The sequence below is a fragment of the Achromobacter kerstersii genome, from assembly GCF_902859595.1.
Classification (GTDB): domain Bacteria; phylum Pseudomonadota; class Gammaproteobacteria; order Burkholderiales; family Burkholderiaceae_B; genus Achromobacter; species Achromobacter kerstersii.
In genome coordinates this window covers 73,050-91,026 of record NZ_CADIJQ010000004.1, presented here as the reverse complement: position 1 = coordinate 91,026, position 17,977 = coordinate 73,050, and the positions used below count along the sequence as shown (strand labels likewise).

The 17,977-nt window shown below is 65.2% G+C and carries 19 protein-coding genes; 6 read left to right on the top strand and 13 right to left on the bottom strand.

Annotated elements, in window-relative coordinates:
• Positions 1-36: 36 nt before the first annotated feature.
• The 4 genes from HV765_RS14200 to HV765_RS14185 all read right to left on the bottom strand — a co-directional run bounded on the left by HV765_RS14200 (position 37) and on the right by HV765_RS14185 (position 4,040).
• A complete protein-coding gene (locus HV765_RS14200) occupies positions 37-693 on the bottom strand; it encodes an SCO family protein (RefSeq protein ID WP_175170082.1) in 657 nt (218 codons plus the stop codon).
• A gap of 61 nt (positions 694-754) precedes the next feature.
• On the bottom strand, positions 755-1,141 hold the full coding sequence (locus tag HV765_RS14195; protein WP_254600567.1) for a DUF2946 family protein: 387 nt from the start codon (positions 1,139-1,141) through the stop codon (positions 755-757).
• A gap of 48 nt (positions 1,142-1,189) precedes the next feature.
• Positions 1,190-2,755 carry an acyl-CoA-binding protein gene (locus HV765_RS14190; RefSeq protein WP_175170080.1) on the bottom strand — a complete coding sequence of 522 codons (1,566 nt, stop codon included), beginning with the start codon at positions 2,753-2,755 and terminating at the stop codon, positions 1,190-1,192.
• The gene (locus tag HV765_RS14185) at positions 2,745-4,040 is read right to left on the bottom strand and encodes an MASE1 domain-containing protein (RefSeq protein WP_175170079.1); all 1,296 of its coding nucleotides are present in this window, start codon (positions 4,038-4,040) and stop codon (positions 2,745-2,747) included. The genes HV765_RS14190 and HV765_RS14185 overlap by 11 nt, the downstream gene beginning before the upstream one ends.
• Positions 4,041-4,310: 270 nt before the next feature.
• On the opposite strand from HV765_RS14185, the gene HV765_RS14180 reads away from it, so the two are divergent.
• On the top strand, positions 4,311-4,994 hold the full coding sequence (locus HV765_RS14180) for a peptidoglycan DD-metalloendopeptidase family protein (RefSeq protein ID WP_054422644.1): 684 nt from the start codon (positions 4,311-4,313) through the stop codon (positions 4,992-4,994).
• A 106-nt stretch (positions 4,995-5,100) separates the two neighbouring features.
• Here the strand turns inward: HV765_RS14180 and HV765_RS14175 are convergent, their stop codons facing one another.
• The 3 genes from HV765_RS14175 to HV765_RS14165 all read right to left on the bottom strand — a co-directional run bounded on the left by HV765_RS14175 (position 5,101) and on the right by HV765_RS14165 (position 7,409).
• Complete coding sequence (locus tag HV765_RS14175; RefSeq protein ID WP_175170078.1) at positions 5,101-5,862, bottom strand: amino acid ABC transporter ATP-binding protein; 762 nt, start codon at positions 5,860-5,862, stop codon at positions 5,101-5,103.
• Positions 5,859-6,539 (bottom strand): ABC transporter permease subunit, encoded by a 681-nt coding sequence (locus HV765_RS14170; RefSeq protein WP_054423301.1) that lies wholly within the window; start codon positions 6,537-6,539, stop codon positions 5,859-5,861. Before HV765_RS14170 ends, HV765_RS14175 begins: the two co-directional genes overlap by 4 nt.
• Before the next feature lie 84 nt (positions 6,540-6,623).
• Positions 6,624-7,409: an amino acid ABC transporter substrate-binding protein gene (locus HV765_RS14165; RefSeq protein WP_175170077.1), complete on the bottom strand. Its 786-nt coding sequence runs from the start codon at positions 7,407-7,409 to the stop codon at positions 6,624-6,626.
• 234 nt (positions 7,410-7,643) lie between these two features.
• Between HV765_RS14165 and HV765_RS14160 the strand changes: the two genes are divergently transcribed.
• Both HV765_RS14160 and trhA read left to right on the top strand, forming a co-directional pair.
• Positions 7,644-8,690: a P1 family peptidase gene (locus HV765_RS14160; RefSeq protein ID WP_054422641.1), complete on the top strand. Its 1,047-nt coding sequence runs from the start codon at positions 7,644-7,646 to the stop codon at positions 8,688-8,690.
• Between the two features lie 138 nt (positions 8,691-8,828).
• Entirely contained in the window at positions 8,829-9,461 is a 633-nt protein-coding gene (gene trhA / locus HV765_RS14155; RefSeq protein WP_054422640.1) for a PAQR family membrane homeostasis protein TrhA, read from the top strand.
• A gap of 18 nt (positions 9,462-9,479) precedes the next feature.
• On the opposite strand, the gene HV765_RS14150 is transcribed toward trhA, so the two are convergent.
• Positions 9,480-9,953: an Lrp/AsnC family transcriptional regulator gene (locus HV765_RS14150; RefSeq protein ID WP_054422639.1), complete on the bottom strand. Its 474-nt coding sequence runs from the start codon at positions 9,951-9,953 to the stop codon at positions 9,480-9,482.
• A gap of 139 nt (positions 9,954-10,092) precedes the next feature.
• On the opposite strand from HV765_RS14150, the gene kynU reads away from it, so the two are divergent.
• Both kynU and HV765_RS14140 read left to right on the top strand, forming a co-directional pair.
• Positions 10,093-11,343, top strand: a complete 1,251-nt coding sequence (kynU, locus tag HV765_RS14145; protein ID WP_175170076.1) for a kynureninase — start codon at positions 10,093-10,095, stop codon at positions 11,341-11,343.
• A gap of 80 nt (positions 11,344-11,423) precedes the next feature.
• Entirely contained in the window at positions 11,424-12,830 is a 1,407-nt protein-coding gene (locus HV765_RS14140) for an amino acid permease (protein ID WP_175170075.1), read from the top strand.
• A gap of 59 nt (positions 12,831-12,889) precedes the next feature.
• Here HV765_RS14140 and HV765_RS14135 read toward each other — a convergent pair whose 3' ends face one another.
• Positions 12,890-13,801, bottom strand: a complete 912-nt coding sequence (locus HV765_RS14135) for a LysR family transcriptional regulator (RefSeq protein WP_175170074.1) — start codon at positions 13,799-13,801, stop codon at positions 12,890-12,892.
• Between the two features lie 110 nt (positions 13,802-13,911).
• Here HV765_RS14135 and HV765_RS14130 point away from each other — a divergent pair, with 110 nt between their 5' ends.
• Positions 13,912-15,048: a threonine synthase gene (locus tag HV765_RS14130; protein WP_175170073.1), complete on the top strand. Its 1,137-nt coding sequence runs from the start codon at positions 13,912-13,914 to the stop codon at positions 15,046-15,048.
• Between the two features lie 45 nt (positions 15,049-15,093).
• On the opposite strand, the gene HV765_RS14125 is transcribed toward HV765_RS14130, so the two are convergent.
• The 4 genes from HV765_RS14125 to HV765_RS14110 all read right to left on the bottom strand — a co-directional run bounded on the left by HV765_RS14125 (position 15,094) and on the right by HV765_RS14110 (position 17,857).
• Positions 15,094-15,513 carry a VOC family protein gene (locus tag HV765_RS14125; protein WP_054422634.1) on the bottom strand — a complete coding sequence of 140 codons (420 nt, stop codon included), beginning with the start codon at positions 15,511-15,513 and terminating at the stop codon, positions 15,094-15,096.
• A gap of 69 nt (positions 15,514-15,582) precedes the next feature.
• Entirely contained in the window at positions 15,583-16,272 is a 690-nt protein-coding gene (locus HV765_RS14120) for a helix-turn-helix transcriptional regulator (protein ID WP_054422633.1), read from the bottom strand.
• Between the two features lie 110 nt (positions 16,273-16,382).
• Positions 16,383-17,243 carry a hypothetical protein gene (locus HV765_RS14115; protein WP_175170072.1) on the bottom strand — a complete coding sequence of 287 codons (861 nt, stop codon included), beginning with the start codon at positions 17,241-17,243 and terminating at the stop codon, positions 16,383-16,385.
• Positions 17,244-17,389: 146 nt separating this feature from the next.
• A complete protein-coding gene (locus HV765_RS14110) occupies positions 17,390-17,857 on the bottom strand; it encodes a CopD family protein (protein ID WP_054423300.1) in 468 nt (155 codons plus the stop codon).
• Between the last annotated feature and the right edge of the window lie 120 nt (positions 17,858-17,977).

The following is a 17,977-nucleotide window of genomic DNA, read 5'->3' as shown; positions in this document are numbered from 1 at the left end:
TATATATAGAGGTCGTGTGGCGGGGAGCCACTGGCGTCAAAGCACGGTGCGCAGGTCTTCCACGCATTGTTCGGTGCTTTGCTGGTGGCGCAGCGCCAGGCGCAACTTGCCCTGGGCGTCGATGATGTAGGTGAGCGCGGTGTGGTCCATGGTGTAGGACGAGCCGGTGGCAACCTTCTGGTAGAACACCTTGAACGATTGCGCGGCGGCGCGCGTTTGCTCGGCGGTGCCGCGCAGGCCCACGAACCCGGGGTCGAACGCCTGCGTGTAGGCGCGCAGGATCTCGGCGGTGTCGCGCTCGGGGTCGACGGTGATGAACAGCACGCGCAGCTTGTCGGCATCGGCGCCCAGCTGCGCTTTGATCTCAAGCGCGCGGGTCAGCGCGGTCGGGCAGATGTCGGGGCATTGGGTGAAGCCGAAGAACAGCATGATGGGGTGTCCGCGATAGTCAGCCAAGGTCCGCGGCTGGCCGCTGGTGTCTTGCAGCTGGAAATCGCCGGCGGGCATGCCGGACAGGTCCATGCCATGCAGCTTGGGGGCCTCGGGGCCGCAGCCGGTCAGGGCCAGCGGGGCCAGCAAGGCCACCGAAGACAGCAGCAGGCGGCGGCGCAGATCGGGCGCATCGGAGGACGCGCGGGAAGACGCGCAAGAAGACGTCGCGCTGGTGGGCGCGAACAGGGTGGGGTAACGCATGAAAACCTCTTGGGTCGACGTGTCGGCAAGGCGCGCGGCAGGGCCGCGCCATCAGGCGGAGTCAGACCAGCGAGGGTGGGGCGCGAGACCCCAGGGGCGGCCCTTGGGCGGCCAGGGCGGGCAAGGCCTGGTAAACAGGCGGGGGCGGTGCAGACCGGCTGACGGGCAGCAGGATGGGGGTGACGCCGGCAAGCGGCGCGGGGGAAACATGCGCAAGCAGCCCGAAGGGGCATTGAGCGCCCGTTTCGGCGGCGTCATGCGCAGACTTGCCGTCCGGCGGGTTGCCCAGCGCCAGGCTCAGCGTGGACAGGTCGCCCGCAGCCGAGCAGAACGTGACTTCGAGCCGGCCGTCATGCAGCGCGCGGGCGTCGGGCATATAGCCCGTTGGCACCAGGGCGCGCAAGGTCAAGGCCAGAAGCGCCAGCCACAGCACGCCGTGGGCGCGCACGGCGCTCCGAAGACGGAGGAGGCGGGTCAAGTCAGGCATGGCCGCATTCTAGTCCATGCCCGCGGGCCAATATCCCGCCTTCAAGCGCCGCACCAGGGCAATGTGGCGGCGTTGCGCCTGGTCGGCGGGCAGGCCGGACAAGAGCCGCCATGCGGCGTGACGCACCTGTTCGCGGGCATCGGCGCCAGCGGCGGGCGCCGGTGGGGCGTCACCCAGCCGCGCTTGCTGTTCGTAGGCGGTCAGCCGGATCGATACGGCGGCCGAGGGGGCGGCCGGCAGCGAACGCAGTTCGATGATGGCCGCTTCAAAGGCGTCGGGCAAGGCGCTGGCGTCAAGCGCCAGGGTGCTCTCGTCCATGGCGTCGCCCTCGGGCTCCAGCCCGCTGGCGGCGGCCAGCCGGCGCCAGAGCGCATCTTCGCGCTGGGGTTCATCGGCTTTGGAAACGACCTTCGTGATGCTGTGGTTGCGTAAGCGCAGCGTGTGGGTGGACGCGCCGTTGTACAGCCCCGCGCCGTCCTGCACCTGAAAGCGCAGGGGCAGCGCAATCGATCGACCCGACAGCGCAGGCTGGCCAACCTCGTTGACCGCGAAGGTGTTGCGCGAATAGTCCATCAAGCGCGAGAACAAGTTGATCAGCGCCCCGCGCCCTTCGTAGACGCCGCTGATGGGGTTGTCGCCTTCTTCGGTCCAGACCACGTCCTCGGCAAACAGCGGGAACAGCGTTTCGAATTCACCGGCCAGCAGCGAGCCCCGGTACGCCTCAAGAATGCGTTCGATGTCGGCGGCGCCCATGGGGGCCGCGCGCCCGGCTGCGCGGGGCGATTGCACGGCAGCCGGGTCGCGGTCCATGAATTGCAGCACGGTTGCGGCCACCAGATCGCGGTCATTGTCCACGCAGATCATGTGATAGCTGTTGTTCAGCAGCACGAGCTGGCTGCCCGCGATGGCGTCGTGCAGCAGTTGCGCCGAACGCACCGAAGTGAGTTCGTCTTCGTGTGCATGCATGATCAGCGTGGGGCAGCCGATGCCGTCCAGCCCCTGACGCACGGCCGCGCGCAGCCGGTCGACTTCGCGCACGCAGGCCAGGGGCACCCAGCGGTAGTGGAAGTTCTCGCCCCGTTCGAACTTGGCCTTGACGATGGACCGGACCAATTCGTTCTTGATGCCGTAGGGCTCTTCCTCTTCGACGCGCATGCGCGCCGCCAGGCCAGGGATGCGGTAGACCAGCCGGCGCAGACCCCGATACCAGGGCGTGCTCCAGCCATCAATGAAGACGGGGGCGGCCAGCGACACCAGCTTGCCCTGCTTGTGGCCCACCCGCTTGCACAGTTCCACCGCCAGCAGCGCGCCCAGGCACATGCCCATGACGTGCAGCGTCTCGTAGCGGGCGGCCACCTCGTGATATTTGGCCGTCACGGCGTCCAGCCAGTCTTCCATGCGCACGGACAGCAGATCCTCTGGCGCTCCGCCGTGGCCGGGCAGCGTCAGGCTGTGCGTCTCGATGCCGGCGCGCTTGAGGATCTTGTGCATGGACCCCAGGTCGTACTCGGTCCCGCCGAGCCCGTGAATGAGCAGGGCGCCTGTGCCGGCGCGAACGGGTAAGTTAGTTGACATTGGCCGGCTCGACCTCGATGTCGCCTAGCCGCCACATGCCGGCCACGACGGCGACGCTGCCATCGAAGTCGGACAGGGGCGAGCCTCGGTCACTGATCACCCGCCAGCCGCCCGCCGCGTGGGCGACGCGAAACAGCAAGGGTGTGCGGTCTTGGGCGCCCGCGCGGCGGGCCGCCCAGTGCAAAGACAGGCGTGCACGGTCGTCCGGGTGCGCGTGGGCGATCAGCGCTTCCAGGTTCGCGATGGCGGAAGGCGGCAGGCCGAAGGCGTCTTGCACGTCGCCCGCCAGTTCCAGCGTGCCGTCATAGGGGTTGTAGCGGTACATCAACTGGTGGCTGCCCGCCAGCGCCAGATCAAAGCGGCCCCGCCATTGCTCGGCGTTTTCCAGCGCTTGCGCCCGCGCGCCGCGCAAGGTGTTGACCAGCAACAGCAGCAGCGCCGTGACCACCAGATAGACCTGCGTGGCCAACAGCACTTGCCAGGGGTCATTGGCTTGTAGGAAGGGGCCTTCGCCCTGCGCGCTTTGGTACAGCGCCATCAGCATCAGCGTCACCATGGCCAGCGTGCCGCCCGGTGTACCCCAGACCAGCGCGATCAGCACGGCGAACACCAGGGGCAGATAGGTCAGCTCGAACGACACGACGTAGGGCAGGTGCTGGATCATGTCGCCGTCGAACGTCATGAAGGTCGAGACGATCATCAGCACATAAGCCACCAGGCCGATGACCAGTTCACGCAGGCGCGCGCCACCGGAGCGGCGCGGCCGGAATTGCGACCAGCCGGTGAGCGCCGGCGCCAGGATCAGCACACCCGCCAGATAGGCGGTGACCCAGGTGCGCAAACGGACCGCCGCATGCGCTTCCTGCGTCAGCCACAGCCAGCCGCCGCCCAGCAACGCGCTGGCGGCGGCGCCCGCCACCGCGCCGGCCAACAGGGCGGCGACGAAACCCAGCCCTTCGGAGCGTGGTGACAAACGTTGCACGGTCCAGGCGGCCAGCAGCGACGAGACGGTGCCCGTCACCGCAAACACGATCGCCGTGGCGGGCTGTCCGCGCCAGATCAGCGTCAGGACGAGTTGCGCGGCGAAAAAGCCCAGCATCAGCAGCAGCCAATTGCGGCGCGGCGTCAGCAGATAGGCCGCGACCGCCACGCCGGGCGGCAGCCAGACGAACAAGGCGTGGCTGACCGGATCGCTCAGCAGGTGCGAGAACACGCCGCACAGCAGGTACGGAATCGTCCAAAGCAGGCAGAGCGGATTTCTTCTAACTGTGTCGGTCTTCACCATAATTGTCCTTGCAAGCGCATGGTTTCGTGGCGCCACGGGGGCGTCTTGATGAGCGGGTTATACACGCCTCAGGCGCGGGTGCGAAATGGGTGTGAAGCATTCGCGCACTACGGCGCGCGAAAATCTTGGTACCCTTGAACGCACTTCCATCCAACCGCCAACTCAGTGCCCCAGGTTTCAGTGCTTTCCTTGCCCGCCCCGACCCTGCCTCAGTCCGCCCGCGCAACCGCCTCTGGCCCGATCCGGCTCCGGCCGCTTGGCCGATTCTGGATGCTGGCTTGCATCGTGGCCTTGCTGGCGTTGTTGTCCGCTTGCGGCACCACCAAAGTCCAGCCCGGCTATTACCGGGTGCAGTCGGGCGACACGCTGACGCAGATTGCGCGCAAGCAAGGCACCAGCGTCAGCAATCTGGTGCGGTGGAACAAGTTGTCGAATTCGAATTCGATCGAAGTCGGACAAGTCTTGCGGGTGGACCCGCCGGACGGTCAAGCCAGGACGTCCACGCCCAGCAAGGCGGCATCAAAACCCGCTGCAACGTCGCGCGCATCGTCCTCGTCTTCCGGCAAGCGGCGCACGGCGCCGCCGGGTGCGATTTCATTGGTCTGGCCCGCACAAGGCAAGGTCACGCGCGGCTACGACGGCGGCGGCTCGAACGGCATCGTCATCTCGAATTCCGCAGGCACGCCCGTGGTGGCCGCGGCAGGCGGCACCGTGGCGTACTCGGGCAGCGGACTGCGCGGCTACGGCCACCTGGTCATCGTCAAGCACAACGCCAGCTTCCTCAGCATCTACGCGCACAACAGCAAGCTGTTGGTCAAGGAAGGCCAGAGCGTGAAGCAGGGCCAGAAGATTGCCGAAATGGGCAACAGCGACAGCAAGCAGGTGGGTCTGTATTTTGAGCTGCGCTATGACGGCCAGGCCGTCGATCCAGCGGGGAATTTACCGCCGAAATGATCAAAGGTGTCTGAAGAGGCCGATTAAAAATGGGGCGTTGCTGGCGCGGTGGGCGCGCGTGAAGCGGGCTACGACCCCAGCGGCGGGCTACGGCCCCAGCGGCGGGCTACGGCCCCAGCGCTGCGTCCTGCGTCAGCGTCGAGATAAACGTCGCCGTGCGGGGATCAGCCGGCCGCGAAAAGATCGACCGCGATTCGCCCGATTCCACCACCACGCCATCCAGCAAAAACACCACCTCGCGCGACACGCTGGCGGCCAGGCGCAGGTCGTGCGTGGCCATCAGCATCGTCATGCCTTCGGTGGCCAACTGGCGCAGCACGTCGACCACTTCCGCCGCCAGGCCCGGGTCCAGCGCCGACGTCGGCTCATCGCACAGCAAGACGCGCGGCGCGGGCGCCAGCGCGCGCGCAATCGCAACGCGCTGTTGCTGGCCGCCTGACAGATTGGCGGGCCAGGCGTCAGCCTTTTCCGACATGCCCACTTTCTTAAGCAGCTCTTCGGCGCGTGCGCGGGCCCGGTCCAGCGGCCATTTCTGCACGGTCAGCAAGCCTTCCATGACATTGCCCATCACCGTCTGATGCGGAAACAGCTGGAAGTTCTGGAACACCATGCCGGTTTGTTTGCGCACGCGCTGCACCTGATCGCGCGACAGCTTTTTGCCTGGCTCGAATTCAACCGTTTCCGGCCCGATGGCCAGCGTGCCGCGGTCCGGCACTTCCAGCAGATTCACGCAGCGCAGCAAGGTGCTCTTGCCGCTGCCCGATGGGCCGATCAGTGCGGTGACGCTGCCTTCGGCGATGCTCACATCCACCTGCTTCAGCACGGGATTGCCGCCGAAAGATTTCTCGATTTTTTGCAGGCGGATCATCGGCTTTTCTCGGAAAACACGGCGTGCTGGCCAAAGCGCCGTTCCAGGCGGACCTGCGCGGCCGACAACACGGAACTGAACACCAGATAGATCAGCGCGGCCTCGGTATAGAGGATCAGCGGTTCATACGTGACCGCCGCGATGCGCTGCGCCGCCTGGAAGATTTCGGGCACGGTCAGCACGGCCGCCAGCGACGTGTCTTTAACCAATGCAATGAACGAGTTCGACAACGGCGGCACCGCCACGCGGGCGGCTTGCGGCAGGATCGTGCGGCGCAGCGCCTGGCCGCGCGTCATGCTCAGCGAGTACGCCGCTTCCCACTGGCCCTTGGTGATGGACTCGATGGCGCCCCGGATCACTTCCGAGTTGTACGCGCCCACGTTCAGCGTGAAGCCGATCAGCGCAGCGGGCAGCGGGTCCAGCACAATGCCCACGCTGGGCAAGCCGTAGAAGATCACGAACAGCTGCACCAGCAATGGCGTGCCGCGGATCAGCCACACATAGAAGCGCACCACGGCCACCAACGGCGCGGGGCCAAACAAGCGGATCAGCGCCACCACGAACGCCAGCGCCAGCCCCAGCGCAAACGACATCAGCGTAAGCGGTACGGTGAACACCAAGCCGGCATGCAGCAATGGCCAGAACGAATCGGCCATCAACTGCACCCAGGCTGGCACCGTCCACGACCCGATTTGCGCCAGCAGCCAATCGGGCATGACGGCTTGCAGCCAGGAAGGGAGCGTCATGAGCGTCTCCGCCGCTTATTGCGCCGACGACAGGTCCGTGCCGAAGTATTTGACCGAAATCGTCTTGTAGGTGCCGTCGGCCTTGATGTCGGCCAGCGCCTTGTTGATGGCCGCTTGCAGCTCGGGGTTGCCCTTGCGGATCAGCACGCCGGAATTGCTGAATTCAGCAGTCTTGTCAGTGGCGGCGATTTTGACTTTGGCGTTGGGCTTTTGCTTCTTGAAGTCCAGGAACGACAGGTTGTCGTTCACCGTGGCTTCCACGCGGCCGGACGTCAACAGATCAATGGCTTCGTTGAACCCTTGCACCGCAACCACTTCCGCGCCATGGCTTTGCGCCAGCTTGCCGAAGTTGCTGGTCAGCGTGTTGGCCGACTTCTTGCCCTTCAGATCGGCAAACGACTTGATGCTGGTGTTGTCGTCGCGCACGATCAGCACGGCGGCCGATGAGATGTACGGATCAGAAAAGTCGTATTTTGCTTTGCGCGCTTCGGTGATGCCGACCTGGTTGATCACGGCGTCGTAGCGCTTGGCGTCAAGGCCGGCAATGAGGCCGTCCCATTTGCCTTCGACGAATTGGGCCTTCACGCCCAGGCGTTCGGCGATGGCGCGGCCAATGTCCACGTCAAAACCGGTAAGCTGGCCCGATGCGTCGTGGAAGGTGAAGGGCGCGTACGTGCCCTCGGTGCCAATCTTGAAGGTGCCGGCGGACTTGATCTGGTCCAGGCCCGATTGGGCGTGCGCGGCGGAAAGGGCTGCGGCCTGGATAAGGCCGGCGATGAACAACGAGCGGAAGAGTTTCATGGCAAGGCTCCACGGATGATCGGTGTCATTCTTGAGAGCATGGGGATGTGCAATGCCCTCAGACGTAGCCGCACTCTATCAACGCGCCTATTTTTCCACAAAGCATAAGGAATAGTAAAAATATAACTGCCAGTCAAAACTTGCCCTCGTTTGGCGGCCAGCCGGCGGGGGTTTCATTCAATCGGCAACGGGACGGAGATCGGTGTGGAACAGCAATGGAACAGGCGGGCTTTCATGATGGCGGCGGCAGGGTCGGCGGCGTTTGCGGGCGTGATGCCGGCGCAAGGCGCCAGCGGCTTGCGGCTGACCCCGGGCGGGGGCAGCATCACGCAGGTGTCGGGCTTGCGGGTGGGCCATTACACCGATACCCGCCGCCCCACCGGCTGCACGGTCATCATTGCGGAAGCGGGCGCAACCGGCGGGGTCGATGTGCGCGGGGCCGCGCCCGGCACGCGTGAAACCGATCTGCTGAATCCCGTGAACATGGTGGAAAAGGTGCACGCCATTGTGCTGTCGGGCGGCAGCGCGTTCGGGCTGGATGCCGCAAGCGGCGTCATGCGCTATCTGGAAGAAAAGAAGATTGGTTTTGACGTGGGCGTGGCGCACGTGCCGATTGTGCCGTCGGCCATTCTGTTTGATCTGGGCGTGGGCGATGCATCCATCCGCCCGGATGCGGCGGCGGGCTATCAGGCGTGCAAATCCGCCACCACCGATGCGCCCAAGGAAGGTAACGTCGGCGCAGGGGCGGGCGCCACCGTCGGCAAGCTTTATGGACCGCAGCGCGCCATGAAGGGCGGCATTGGCAGCGCGTCGCTGACCGTGGCGGGCGTGACGGTGGGCGCCATCGTTGCCGTCAACGCGGTGGGCGACGTGCTGGACCCGGCCACCGGGCGCATCCTGGCGGGCGCACGCACGGCCGACGGCAAGCATCTGCTGGACACGCGCGCAGCCATTCTTGCGGGCGATCTGCCCAAGTCGATGCGCGCCGGCACCAACACCACCATCGGCGTCGTGGCCACCGACGCGCAATTGACGAAGGCGCAGGCGCAGAAAATTGCGGGCATGGCGCATGACGGCCTGGCCCGCACGATCAACCCGATACACACCATGATGGACGGCGACACGATCTTCGCGCTTGGCACCGGCACGTCCGGCAAGCCGGGCAACGTGATGCTGCTGGGCGTCATGGCGGCCGAAGCCATGGCCATTGCCGTGCAACGCGCCATTCTGGCGGCGCGTGCGGTGGAAGGTTTTCCCGCGGCGGTGGATTTCATCGCCTGACCTCCGGTCGCCATTGCGGCCTGGCGTGAGCCATTGACGTCAGATGCGGCCATGGGTGTTGGCCTCTGACGTCAGCTTGTCACAGGCCGGGCCCAAGATGGCAGACGCCGGCGGTTCGCCGGTGTCCAAGGAGGACGTATGTACAAAGGCGAGCGCTTCAACGGCGCCACGCATCTGGCGGGGCTGGCCTTGGCGGTGGCCGCCTCAAGCGTGCTCATCACCCGGGCGGCCGAACTGAACGTCGCCACGCGCCAGATCATCTCTTGCGCCGTATTCGCGGCGTCGATGATTGCCGTCTATGCCTCGTCGGTGCTCTATCACTGCACGCGCGGCCCGAACAAGGCGCGCTGGGCCAAGGCCGACCATTGCGCCATCTATCTATTGATTGCCGGCACGTATACGCCGCTGGCGTTTGGCCCGGTGCAGCACGCCTGGGGCGGCGTCATGGGCGTGGCGATCTGGGTGCTGGCCGCCATCGGCATCAGCCGCGAACTCTGGTGGGCGCGCGGCGCGGCGCCCGCCTTGCCGCTGTATCTGGCGATGGGCTGGCTGGGCGTGATGTTCGCCGCGCCGATTGCGGGCGCCTTGTCCTCGGCGGGGTTGGCCTGGCTGCTGGCGGGCGCGGTGGCCTACACCGTCGGCACACTGTTCTACGTCAACGACAAACGCTGGCGGCATGCCCACGGCATCTGGCATTTGTTCGTGATGGGCGGATCAGCCTGCCATTTCGTGACGGTGTTTGGGTTTTTGCGCTACGGCTCGGCGGCTTGATGCCTAGGGCAGGCCCGCTTAGCGCCAGCTGGCCAGCGGCAGCATGCCGCCGCGGTCTTTCACTTTCCGCATGACGATATGCGAGCACAGGTCGCGCACGCCCGCGATCTTGCTGAGCTTGTCTTCCACGAACTGCGAAAACGCCGATAAATTGCGTGTGCGCACGGTCAGGATGTAGTTCGACGCGCCGGTCACGATGCTGGCCTCGGTGATTTCGTCATGCGCGGCGATACCGGCCAGGAACGCTTCGTGCCAGCCCGGGCGCGACTGGTCCAGTGACACATGCACAATGGCCTCAAGCTCAAAGCCCAGCTTGTCGGCGTCCAGCACCGCCCGGTAGTTGCGAATGAACCCCGCTTCCTCCAGCGCCCGCACGCGGCGCAGGCAGGCCGAGGGCGACAGCGCCACCTGTTCGGCCAGATCCTGATTGCTGAGCTGCCCGTTTTCCTGCAAGCGGTACAGGATGCGCTGGTCAATCGCGTCTAAAAGCATCGTGCAATCCAATTCGAATATTTTGATATGGAAGCAATTTACTGCGAAAACTTAGGGTAAGCCACGCCCGGGTTTGCAATTTTCAGGCCTGACCACGCTGCTATCCTGTTTGTTGAATTTTGCCCCGAAGGAGCATTGCATGACTACCCGCGAAGATTGCGTCGCCGCCGACCGCAACGACCCCCTGGCCCCCCTGAAAGACCGCTTCGAGCTGCCGCCCGGCGTGCTCTACCTGGACGGCAATTCCCTGGGCGTCATGCCGAAGACTGCGGCCGCCTGCGCAGCCGGCGTCATCAAGAACGAATGGGGCACTGGCCTGATCCGCAGCTGGAACACGGCCGGCTGGTTTGAACTGCCCGCCCGTCTGGGCGACAAGCTGGGCGCGCTGCTGGGGGCGCGCGAAGGCGAAATGGTGGTCACCGACACCACCTCGCTGAACATCTTCAAGGCGCTGGCCGCCGGCTTGCGCATTCAGCAAAAGCAGCAACCCGCACGCCGCGTCATCCTGTCCGAGCGCGACAATTTCCCGACCGATCTCTACATGATCCAGGGCATGATCGACCTGCTCGAGCAGGGCTACGAAATGCGCCTGATCGACGACGACCTGCCGCTGGACAAGGCGCTGGACGATTCCGTCGCCGTGATGCTGCTGTCGCATGTGAACTACCGCAGTGGCCAGATGCACGACATGGCCGCCGTGACCGCCCTGGCGCACGAGCGCGGCGCGCTGACCATCTGGGACCTGGCGCATGCGGCCGGCGCGGTGCCGGTGGATCTGAACGGCGCCAACGCCGACTTTGCCGTGGGCTGCACCTATAAGTACCTGAACGGCGGCCCGGGTTCGCCCGCCTTCATCTGGGTGGCGCCGCGCCACACCAAGGACTTCTGGCAGCCGCTGTCCGGCTGGTGGGGCCACACGCGCCCGTTCGACATGGCCGTGGCCTACGAACCGGCGGGCGGCATCCGCCGCTACCTGTGCGGCACGCAGCCCATCGTGTCCTTGTCGCTGGTGGAATGCGGCCTGGACGTCGCTCACGCCGCCGACATGGCGCAAGTGCGCAGCAAGTCGCTGGCCTTGGGCGACCTGTTCATCGCGCTGGTCGAAGAACGTTGCGAAGGCCATCCGCTCACGCTCGTCACGCCGCGCAACCACGCCGAACGCGGCAGCCACGTCAGCTTCCGCCATCCCAATGGCTACGAGGTGATGCAGGCCCTGATCGCACGCGGCGTCATCGGCGACTACCGCGAGCCCGAAGTCTTGCGCTTTGGCCTCACGCCGCTGTACTTCGGCTACGCCGACGTATGGGATGCTGTGGATATCCTGAAAGACGTGCTGGACAGCCGCGCCTGGGACGCGCCCGAATTCAAGCAACGGTCTGCCGTGACCTGAACGGCTAAGCGTTGCCTTATCGCGCAGGCCCTATCGGCCACATATCTATAAATACAGAGAGCGCAGGACAGGAGGAGACAATGCAAAAACAACAAGGATTCGGCAAGATCGCCGAACGTGAACAGGGGCTCAAGCGGCGCTTGACCTCGGGCCAGATGAGCATGATCGCCATTGGGGGCGCCATTGGCACGGGCCTCTTTCTGGGCAGCAAGTTCGCCATCGGCTTTGCCGGCCCCAGCGTGATCATCAGCTACGCCATCGGCGGGCTGATCACGCTGTTGCTGATGGGGTGCCTGGCCGAAATGACCGTGGCGCATTCCACCTCGGGTTCATTCGGCGCCTACGCCGAGCACTACATCGGCCCGCTGGCGGGCTTTCTGGTGCGCTACGCCTACTGGTCGTGCGTGGTGCTGGCGGTGGGCACCGAAGTCACGGCGGTGGCCGAGTACATGAGCTTCTGGTTTCCGGACGTGCCCGGCTGGCAATGGGTGTGCGTGTTTTCGGGGGCGCTGATTGTCATCAACGCCATGAGCGTCAAGGCGTTTGGCACCATCGAATACTGGTTCTCTACGATCAAGATCACCGCCATCGTGGCCTTCATCATCCTGGGCGCGTATGTGGTCTGGGGCAATCCGCAATATGGCGTCGCGCAGTACACGTCGCATGGCGGCTTCTTCCCGAATGGCCTGTGGGGCATGTGGATTGCGGTCGTGATTTCGATCTTCAGCTACCTGAGCGTAGAGATGATCGCGGTGGCGGCGGGCGAAGCCGAAGACCCCGAACGCGCGGTGAAGCAGGCGTTTCGCGCCACTATCGTCCGGCTCGTCGTCTTCTATCTGCTGACGCTGGCGCTGATTCTGGCGATTGTGCCGTGGAACGAAGCGGGCAAGGAAGGCAGCCCTTTCGTGAAGGTGATGCTGGCGCTTGAGATTCCGGGCGCGGCGGGCGTCATCAACTTCATCGTGCTGGTGGCGGCGCTGTCGGCCATGAACAGCCAGCTCTACATCACGACGCGCATGATGTTCAGCTTGTCGCGCGCCGGTCACGCGCCGTCGCTGTTTGGCCGCCTGACGCGTAGCGGCACGCCGTTGAACGCGCTGCTGTTGTCCACCAGCGGCATTGCAATTGCCGTGGTGCTGAAGGTGCTGTATCCCGACACGGCGTTCACGCTGATGATGGCCATCTCGATGTTCGGCGCGCTGTTCACATGGATGATGATCTTCATCACGCACTACTTCTTCCGCCGCCGCTGGGCGCGTGAGGGTGGCGCGGCGCTGTCATTCAGGATGCCCGGCTTTCCGGTGCTGACCTGGTTGGGCGCGGTGGCCATGCTGGCGATTCTGGTCACGACGTACTTCACCAACGTGTTCAAGATGACGCTGGTGTTTGGCGTGCCGTTCCTGCTGATTCTGGCTGCGCTGTATTTCCTGCTGTTCAAGAAGCGCGGCGAAACGGTGATGTTGCAGACGCGCAGTCAGCGGGGCTGACAGCCGGATCGACAGCAAGTTCGACAGCAAGTTCGACAGCACAACGAGCGGGCCGGGGCTTAGCGCCCCGGCCCGCTTATGCTTTGCCGAATGGCCGCCAGCATTGCGCGGGCGCGCGCCGGCAGCGAGCGCGACCCGTACACGGCATGCATCTGCGGCGCGGCGCCTTGCGCCGACGTTACGGTGTAGGCCGGACACACGCGCACCAGCGCGCCGCGGTCAATCTCTGGTTGTGCCGCCCAATCCGCCAGCCGCGCGATGCCCATGCCTTGCAGCACCATCGCCATCACGCCGCTGCCGCTGCTGGCGCGCACCGCGGGCTCGGCATGCAGGCGGACGATGCGTTTGTCTTGCCGCAAATGCCAGTCCTTCAGCACGCGCGGCCCGGTATGCATCACCAACCGATGCTGCTTCAGCTCTTCGGGTTCACGCGGCAAGCCCATGCGTTGCACGTAGTCGGGGCTGGCGCACAGCAGCCGCTCATACGGCCAAAGCCGCGCGCCCAGCAGCTCGCTGGACGCCGGGAAGCCGCCGCGTATGGCAAAGTCCAGGCCTTCGGCGATGGGGTCGATGCCCTTGTCGGTATAGACAATGTCCATGCTGACGCCGGGGTGCGCGTCCGCATAGCGGCGCAACACGGCGGGCAGCAGGGCAACGCCCAGCAGGTCGGGCGCTGAAAAACGCAGCCGGCCTTGCACGCCGCCTTGCGCGTCCTGCAAATCATCACGCGCCTGCGCCTCCAGGCGCAGAAGCTCACGCGCAGACTGAAAATAGCTTTCGCCTTGCGGGGTCAGTACCACGCTGCTCTTGCTGCGCAGTAGCAGCTGTGCGCCCACCTGGCGTTCCAGCGCCTGCACCGCGCGGGTCACGGCGCTGGGTGACGCGCCCAACGCGCGCGCCGCCACGACAAAGCTCTGGCGTTCGGCCACGGCGCAAAACACCTGGTATTCCCATAGCGCGCCTCGTTCCATGCGGGTTCTCCGTGCGAGTTTTCCGTTGCGTTTATCGCAACATGATATTGCAACGCTAATGCGGACGTTCACCCTAGACTGGCGCTTTCCCGTTCCCCTTTGCCTTCATCATGTCCCAGCCTTGCTACGTTGACCCGCTGACCGGCGGCCAATATCCCATTACCGATGCGCGCTGGTGTTCCGACGCGCAAACGCCGTTGATGATGTCGCCGCTGCCGGGTATTTCGCGCGGTGACATCGATACGCGCGAACGTTCGATCTGGCGATATCGCGCGGCCTTGCCCGCCGATATCGCGCAGCCCGTGTCGATGGGGGAAGGCTGCACGCCGATGGTCGAGCGCGCCTGGGGCGGCCTGCGGCCTCATTTCAAACTGGAATGGTTCAACCCGACGTGCAGCTTCAAGGACCGTGGCGCGGCGGTGATGCTGTCGTGGTTGCGGCAGATTGGCATCCACGCCGTGGCGGAAGATAGCTCGGGCAACGGCGGGGCCGCCATTGCGGCGTTTGGCGCGGCGGCGGGCATGGGCGTCACCATTTTTGCGCCGGCCTATACGTCGCAGGCAAAGGTGGGGCAGATACGCGCGTTCGGGGCCGACGTGCGCCTGATCGAAGGCCCGCGCGAGAACTCGCAGACCGAAGCCATACGCGCGTCGCAAGCTATCTTCTACGCCAGCCACAACTGGCAGCCATTTTTCCTGCAAGGCACCAAGTCGATCGCCTACGAGATGTGGGAAGACTTCGGCTTCGAGGCCCCTGACAACGTGGTCATCCCGGCGGGTGCCGGCAGCAATGTGCTGGGCTGCGCCATCGGTTTCGCCGAGCTGCTGGCGGCCGGGCAAATCCGCCGCCTGCCCAAGCTGTTCGTGGCGCAGCCGTTGAACTGTTCGCCGGTGGACGCCAGTTTTCAGGCGGGCGCAGACGGCGCGGTGCCACGCGAGGTCTTGCCGACGGTGGCGGAAGGCACGGCCATCAAGCATCCCGTGCGCTTGCGCGAGGTATTGCAGGCGGTGCGCGCCAGTGGCGGCCAGACGGTGGCGGTGCCGGAAGCCGACATCGTGGCCGCCGTGAAAAAGCTGGCGCTCTCGGGCCTGTATGCAGAGCCCACCAGCGCCACGGCCGCCGCGGCCCTGGACGTGCTGCAAGCACGCGGCGCCATTCAGGCCCGTGAACGCACGGTGGTGCTGCTGACAGGCACCGGCATCAAGTCCACGCAGTTCATGACGGACTTGTTTTCAGCAGCGGCTTGATCGAACACGCGGGCTCGTGCGCCATGGGACAAGCCCGCGTTGGCGTTACGCGGCGTAGGCGGCTGCGGCGCGTTCGTTGGGTTCTGCGGGGGCATTGGCCGGGGCCGGCGAGAACACACGCAGCCGATGCCCGTCCGGGTCCAGCGCCACAAACGTGCGGCCGAAATCCATATCGGTGGGCGCTTGCAGAATGGGCAGCCCGCGCAGGCTCCATTCCAGATGACGCTGGTTGACGGAGTCGGCATCGGCAACCGAGAAGGCCAGTTCGGATGCGCCGCCGCGACCGGCCGCCGCCGGCTCCACCGTGTAGCGTGACCACAAGCCCAGCTTCAGGCCGGAGTCCAGCACAAAGAGGGCAAACGTGGGCGAGTTTTCAACCGGCTGGCGTTGCAGCAACGCACTGTAGAACGCCGCGCTGGCTTGGGGCTTTTCGACGTAAAAAAGGACGTAGTTCGATTCGGACATGATGCGCTCCTGGTGGGTAATGCGCTCATGGTAGGCAGGGGTACTGTCAGTTTTTGGCAGTAGTGTGCATCAGCATTTCTTGGGCTCGTGATTGATCGCGCGCCACTCTTTCAACAACTGGTGGCGGCGTCGCGGATAGCGCTCGCTGGCGGCAAGGGATGCGATGCGGTCGGTGCGGAAATGGCGGAAGTCGCCGCGCAGTTCGCACCAGGCCATGACGATGCGCACGCTATCGAAAAACCCCAGCGCAAACGGCCAGATCACGCGCGCGGATTCCGCGCCCTTGTCATCGCGATAATTGATTTCAAGCTTGAGCTCCGAGCGAATTGCCTGACGGATCAGCGCCACATCGACCCGGTCGATCACTGCATAGGGGCTAGGGGCCACCAGCAAGGGAATGGCGTCCAGCTCGTCGCGCAGCTCTTGCGGCAGCACGGCGCCAATCTTCGCCAGCGCATTGCGCGCCGCCAGCCCCAGCCGTTCGTCCGTGCGGCCCGCCACCCAGCGCGTGCCCAGCACCAGCGCTTCGATCTCTTCCGTGCTGAACATCAGCGGCGGCAGCATGAAGCCGGGCCGCAGCACATAGCCCACGCCCGGCTCGCCTTCGATTTCAGCGCCCTGGCATTGCAGCGTGGCAATGTCGCGATACAGCGTGCGCAGGCTGATCCCCATTTCCGTCGCCAACCGCTGCCCGCTGACGGGCAGGCGGTGGCGGCGCAAGGTCTGGAGCAAGTCCAGGAGACGTTCAGTGCGGGACATGGGGCGGGGCGGGCGGACAGCGCCCGTGCAGTCAGAGAGAGGATTCGCGCAATGCTGCCATAAAGTGGCAGCTGACGGGAAGCCGTGCGCCTCGCCCGCGCCCGGGGACGTTAGCCGCCGACCTTCTTGCCGGTGGCCACATCAATGGCCGAGCCGTCTTCCAGGCTGACGCGGTAGATCTCACGCACCACGTTACCGGCAAAGCCGATCTCGACGATGGACACGTCCTTGAAGGTGGTGTTGATGCCTTCAGGCAGCACGGCGTTGAACTTGTCGGACTCCTGCTTCATGGCGTCCTGCAGGCGGGTGTCGTACATCGCCATGCTGTAGACGAGCGTGGTGTGCGGGTTGTGGGCGCGCACCTCTTTGCCGTCCTGCATGATGTTCACGCCGCTGACACCCATCGTCTTGACCAGGTCCTTGCCCGCGTCGCTCATCTTGGCGTAGACGGGGCCGGTCACGCGCGGCAGAGGGCCGTCGCGCAAGGGGGCCAGCGCCGCGGTGGTCACGGTGTTGTAGCGCATCATGTCTTCAAAACCCTGGCCGCTTTTGACGACGCCCAGGTCCAGCCACCACGGATGGCCCGCGCCCTTGGCGGCTTCGGTCGGGTAGAAGGTTTTCAGCGTCACCTGCAACGGGGCGGGCGGCTTGGGCAGCGCCTTCAGCATGCGGGCGGGTGTTTCCGGGTCGGCGCTGTGCAGGTGCATCACGGTCACGTGCGGCATGTTGGGCGTTTCGGCCTCGGTCTTCAGGCCCAGCGCCAACAGGTCTTGCTTGAGCGTGCCGTTGATCTTGGCGTCCAGCACGGCGTTGACGTCTTGCGGCAGGCGGTAGACCACGCCATAGGTCGCCTTGTGGGCGCGGAACTCGGGTTTTTCCAGGGCGCTGTTGTCGATAGGCGCGGCGGCGTGGGCGGCGAACGAGGTGGCGAACAGGCCGAGGGCGGCCAGGTGCAATGCACGTTTGATCATGGGGAATCCCTTATCGTTGTTGACGTGACCCGCGAGAGTCATCCGCAGTGTGGGTGCCGCGGATGTACGGGGTATTGCACCAGTCAAAAGAATTCCGATACCAGCCGCCACTTGGCCGATAGCTGGCCGGCGCGGCTGGTATCCGGCTAGGCCAGGAAGGCGATCGCCACGATGGCGATGCCCAGGATCAGGTTCACGCCCACCCAGCGGCGGATGCCGGCCATGGCCTGGCCGCCTTTGGGCCAATCAGACGCGGCCACCGCGGCGGCCAGGCGCTTGTACAGCGCAAAGCGGATGTGGCCGAAGATCACCATCATCACGATGCCGCCACCGGCCATCAGCGTCCAGCTGCGCGGCATGAAGAACGTGCCGCCAGACTGTGTGGCCATGCTGCCTGCTTGGCCGATCATCGACATGCCCGTCAGCAGGATCAGCACGATGGCCACCAGCACGGCGTTCAGAAAGGGGCCAAGCACGGACGCCATCAGCTTCAAGCGCACGGGCGGTTCCAACTTCGCGGCCGCCGGCCGCAGGAAACAGTGCGCGAACAGCATGCCGCCAACCCACAGGATCACGGCGATCACGTGGATGAATTTCAAGACGCTATAGAACATGGCGAGGTCCGGGTAGTGAATGGCCGCGGATTGCGGCCGGTCTGTCCCCATGATATCGCCGCAACACAATCCCGCGCGGACTTGACCAGAATCATGGTTTTGCATTTAGAATGAGATTGA

Bases quoted from the DNA above. Each gene is read 5' to 3' on its own strand.
- HV765_RS14200 (WP_175170082.1), bottom strand. From the start codon at position 693: ATGCGTTACCCCACCCTGTTCGCGCCCACCAGCGCGACGTCTTCTTGC.
- HV765_RS14190 (WP_175170080.1), bottom strand. From the start codon at position 2,755: ATGTCAACTAACTTACCCGTTCGCGCCGGCACAGGCGCCCTGCTCATT.
- HV765_RS14185 (WP_175170079.1), bottom strand. From the start codon at position 4,040: ATGGTGAAGACCGACACAGTTAGAAGAAATCCGCTCTGCCTGCTTTGG.
- HV765_RS14180 (WP_054422644.1), top strand. From the start codon at position 4,311: ATGCTGGCTTGCATCGTGGCCTTGCTGGCGTTGTTGTCCGCTTGCGGC.
- HV765_RS14175 (WP_175170078.1), bottom strand. From the start codon at position 5,862: ATGATCCGCCTGCAAAAAATCGAGAAATCTTTCGGCGGCAATCCCGTG.
- HV765_RS14165 (WP_175170077.1), bottom strand. From the start codon at position 7,409: ATGAAACTCTTCCGCTCGTTGTTCATCGCCGGCCTTATCCAGGCCGCA.
- HV765_RS14160 (WP_054422641.1), top strand. From the start codon at position 7,644: ATGATGGCGGCGGCAGGGTCGGCGGCGTTTGCGGGCGTGATGCCGGCG.
- trhA (WP_054422640.1), top strand. From the start codon at position 8,829: ATGTACAAAGGCGAGCGCTTCAACGGCGCCACGCATCTGGCGGGGCTG.
- HV765_RS14150 (WP_054422639.1), bottom strand. From the start codon at position 9,953: ATGCTTTTAGACGCGATTGACCAGCGCATCCTGTACCGCTTGCAGGAA.
- kynU (WP_175170076.1), top strand. From the start codon at position 10,093: ATGACTACCCGCGAAGATTGCGTCGCCGCCGACCGCAACGACCCCCTG.
- HV765_RS14140 (WP_175170075.1), top strand. From the start codon at position 11,424: ATGCAAAAACAACAAGGATTCGGCAAGATCGCCGAACGTGAACAGGGG.
- HV765_RS14135 (WP_175170074.1), bottom strand. From the start codon at position 13,801: ATGGAACGAGGCGCGCTATGGGAATACCAGGTGTTTTGCGCCGTGGCC.
- HV765_RS14130 (WP_175170073.1), top strand. From the start codon at position 13,912: ATGTCCCAGCCTTGCTACGTTGACCCGCTGACCGGCGGCCAATATCCC.
- HV765_RS14125 (WP_054422634.1), bottom strand. From the start codon at position 15,513: ATGTCCGAATCGAACTACGTCCTTTTTTACGTCGAAAAGCCCCAAGCC.
- HV765_RS14120 (WP_054422633.1), bottom strand. From the start codon at position 16,272: ATGTCCCGCACTGAACGTCTCCTGGACTTGCTCCAGACCTTGCGCCGC.
- HV765_RS14115 (WP_175170072.1), bottom strand. From the start codon at position 17,243: ATGATCAAACGTGCATTGCACCTGGCCGCCCTCGGCCTGTTCGCCACC.
- HV765_RS14110 (WP_054423300.1), bottom strand. From the start codon at position 17,857: ATGTTCTATAGCGTCTTGAAATTCATCCACGTGATCGCCGTGATCCTG.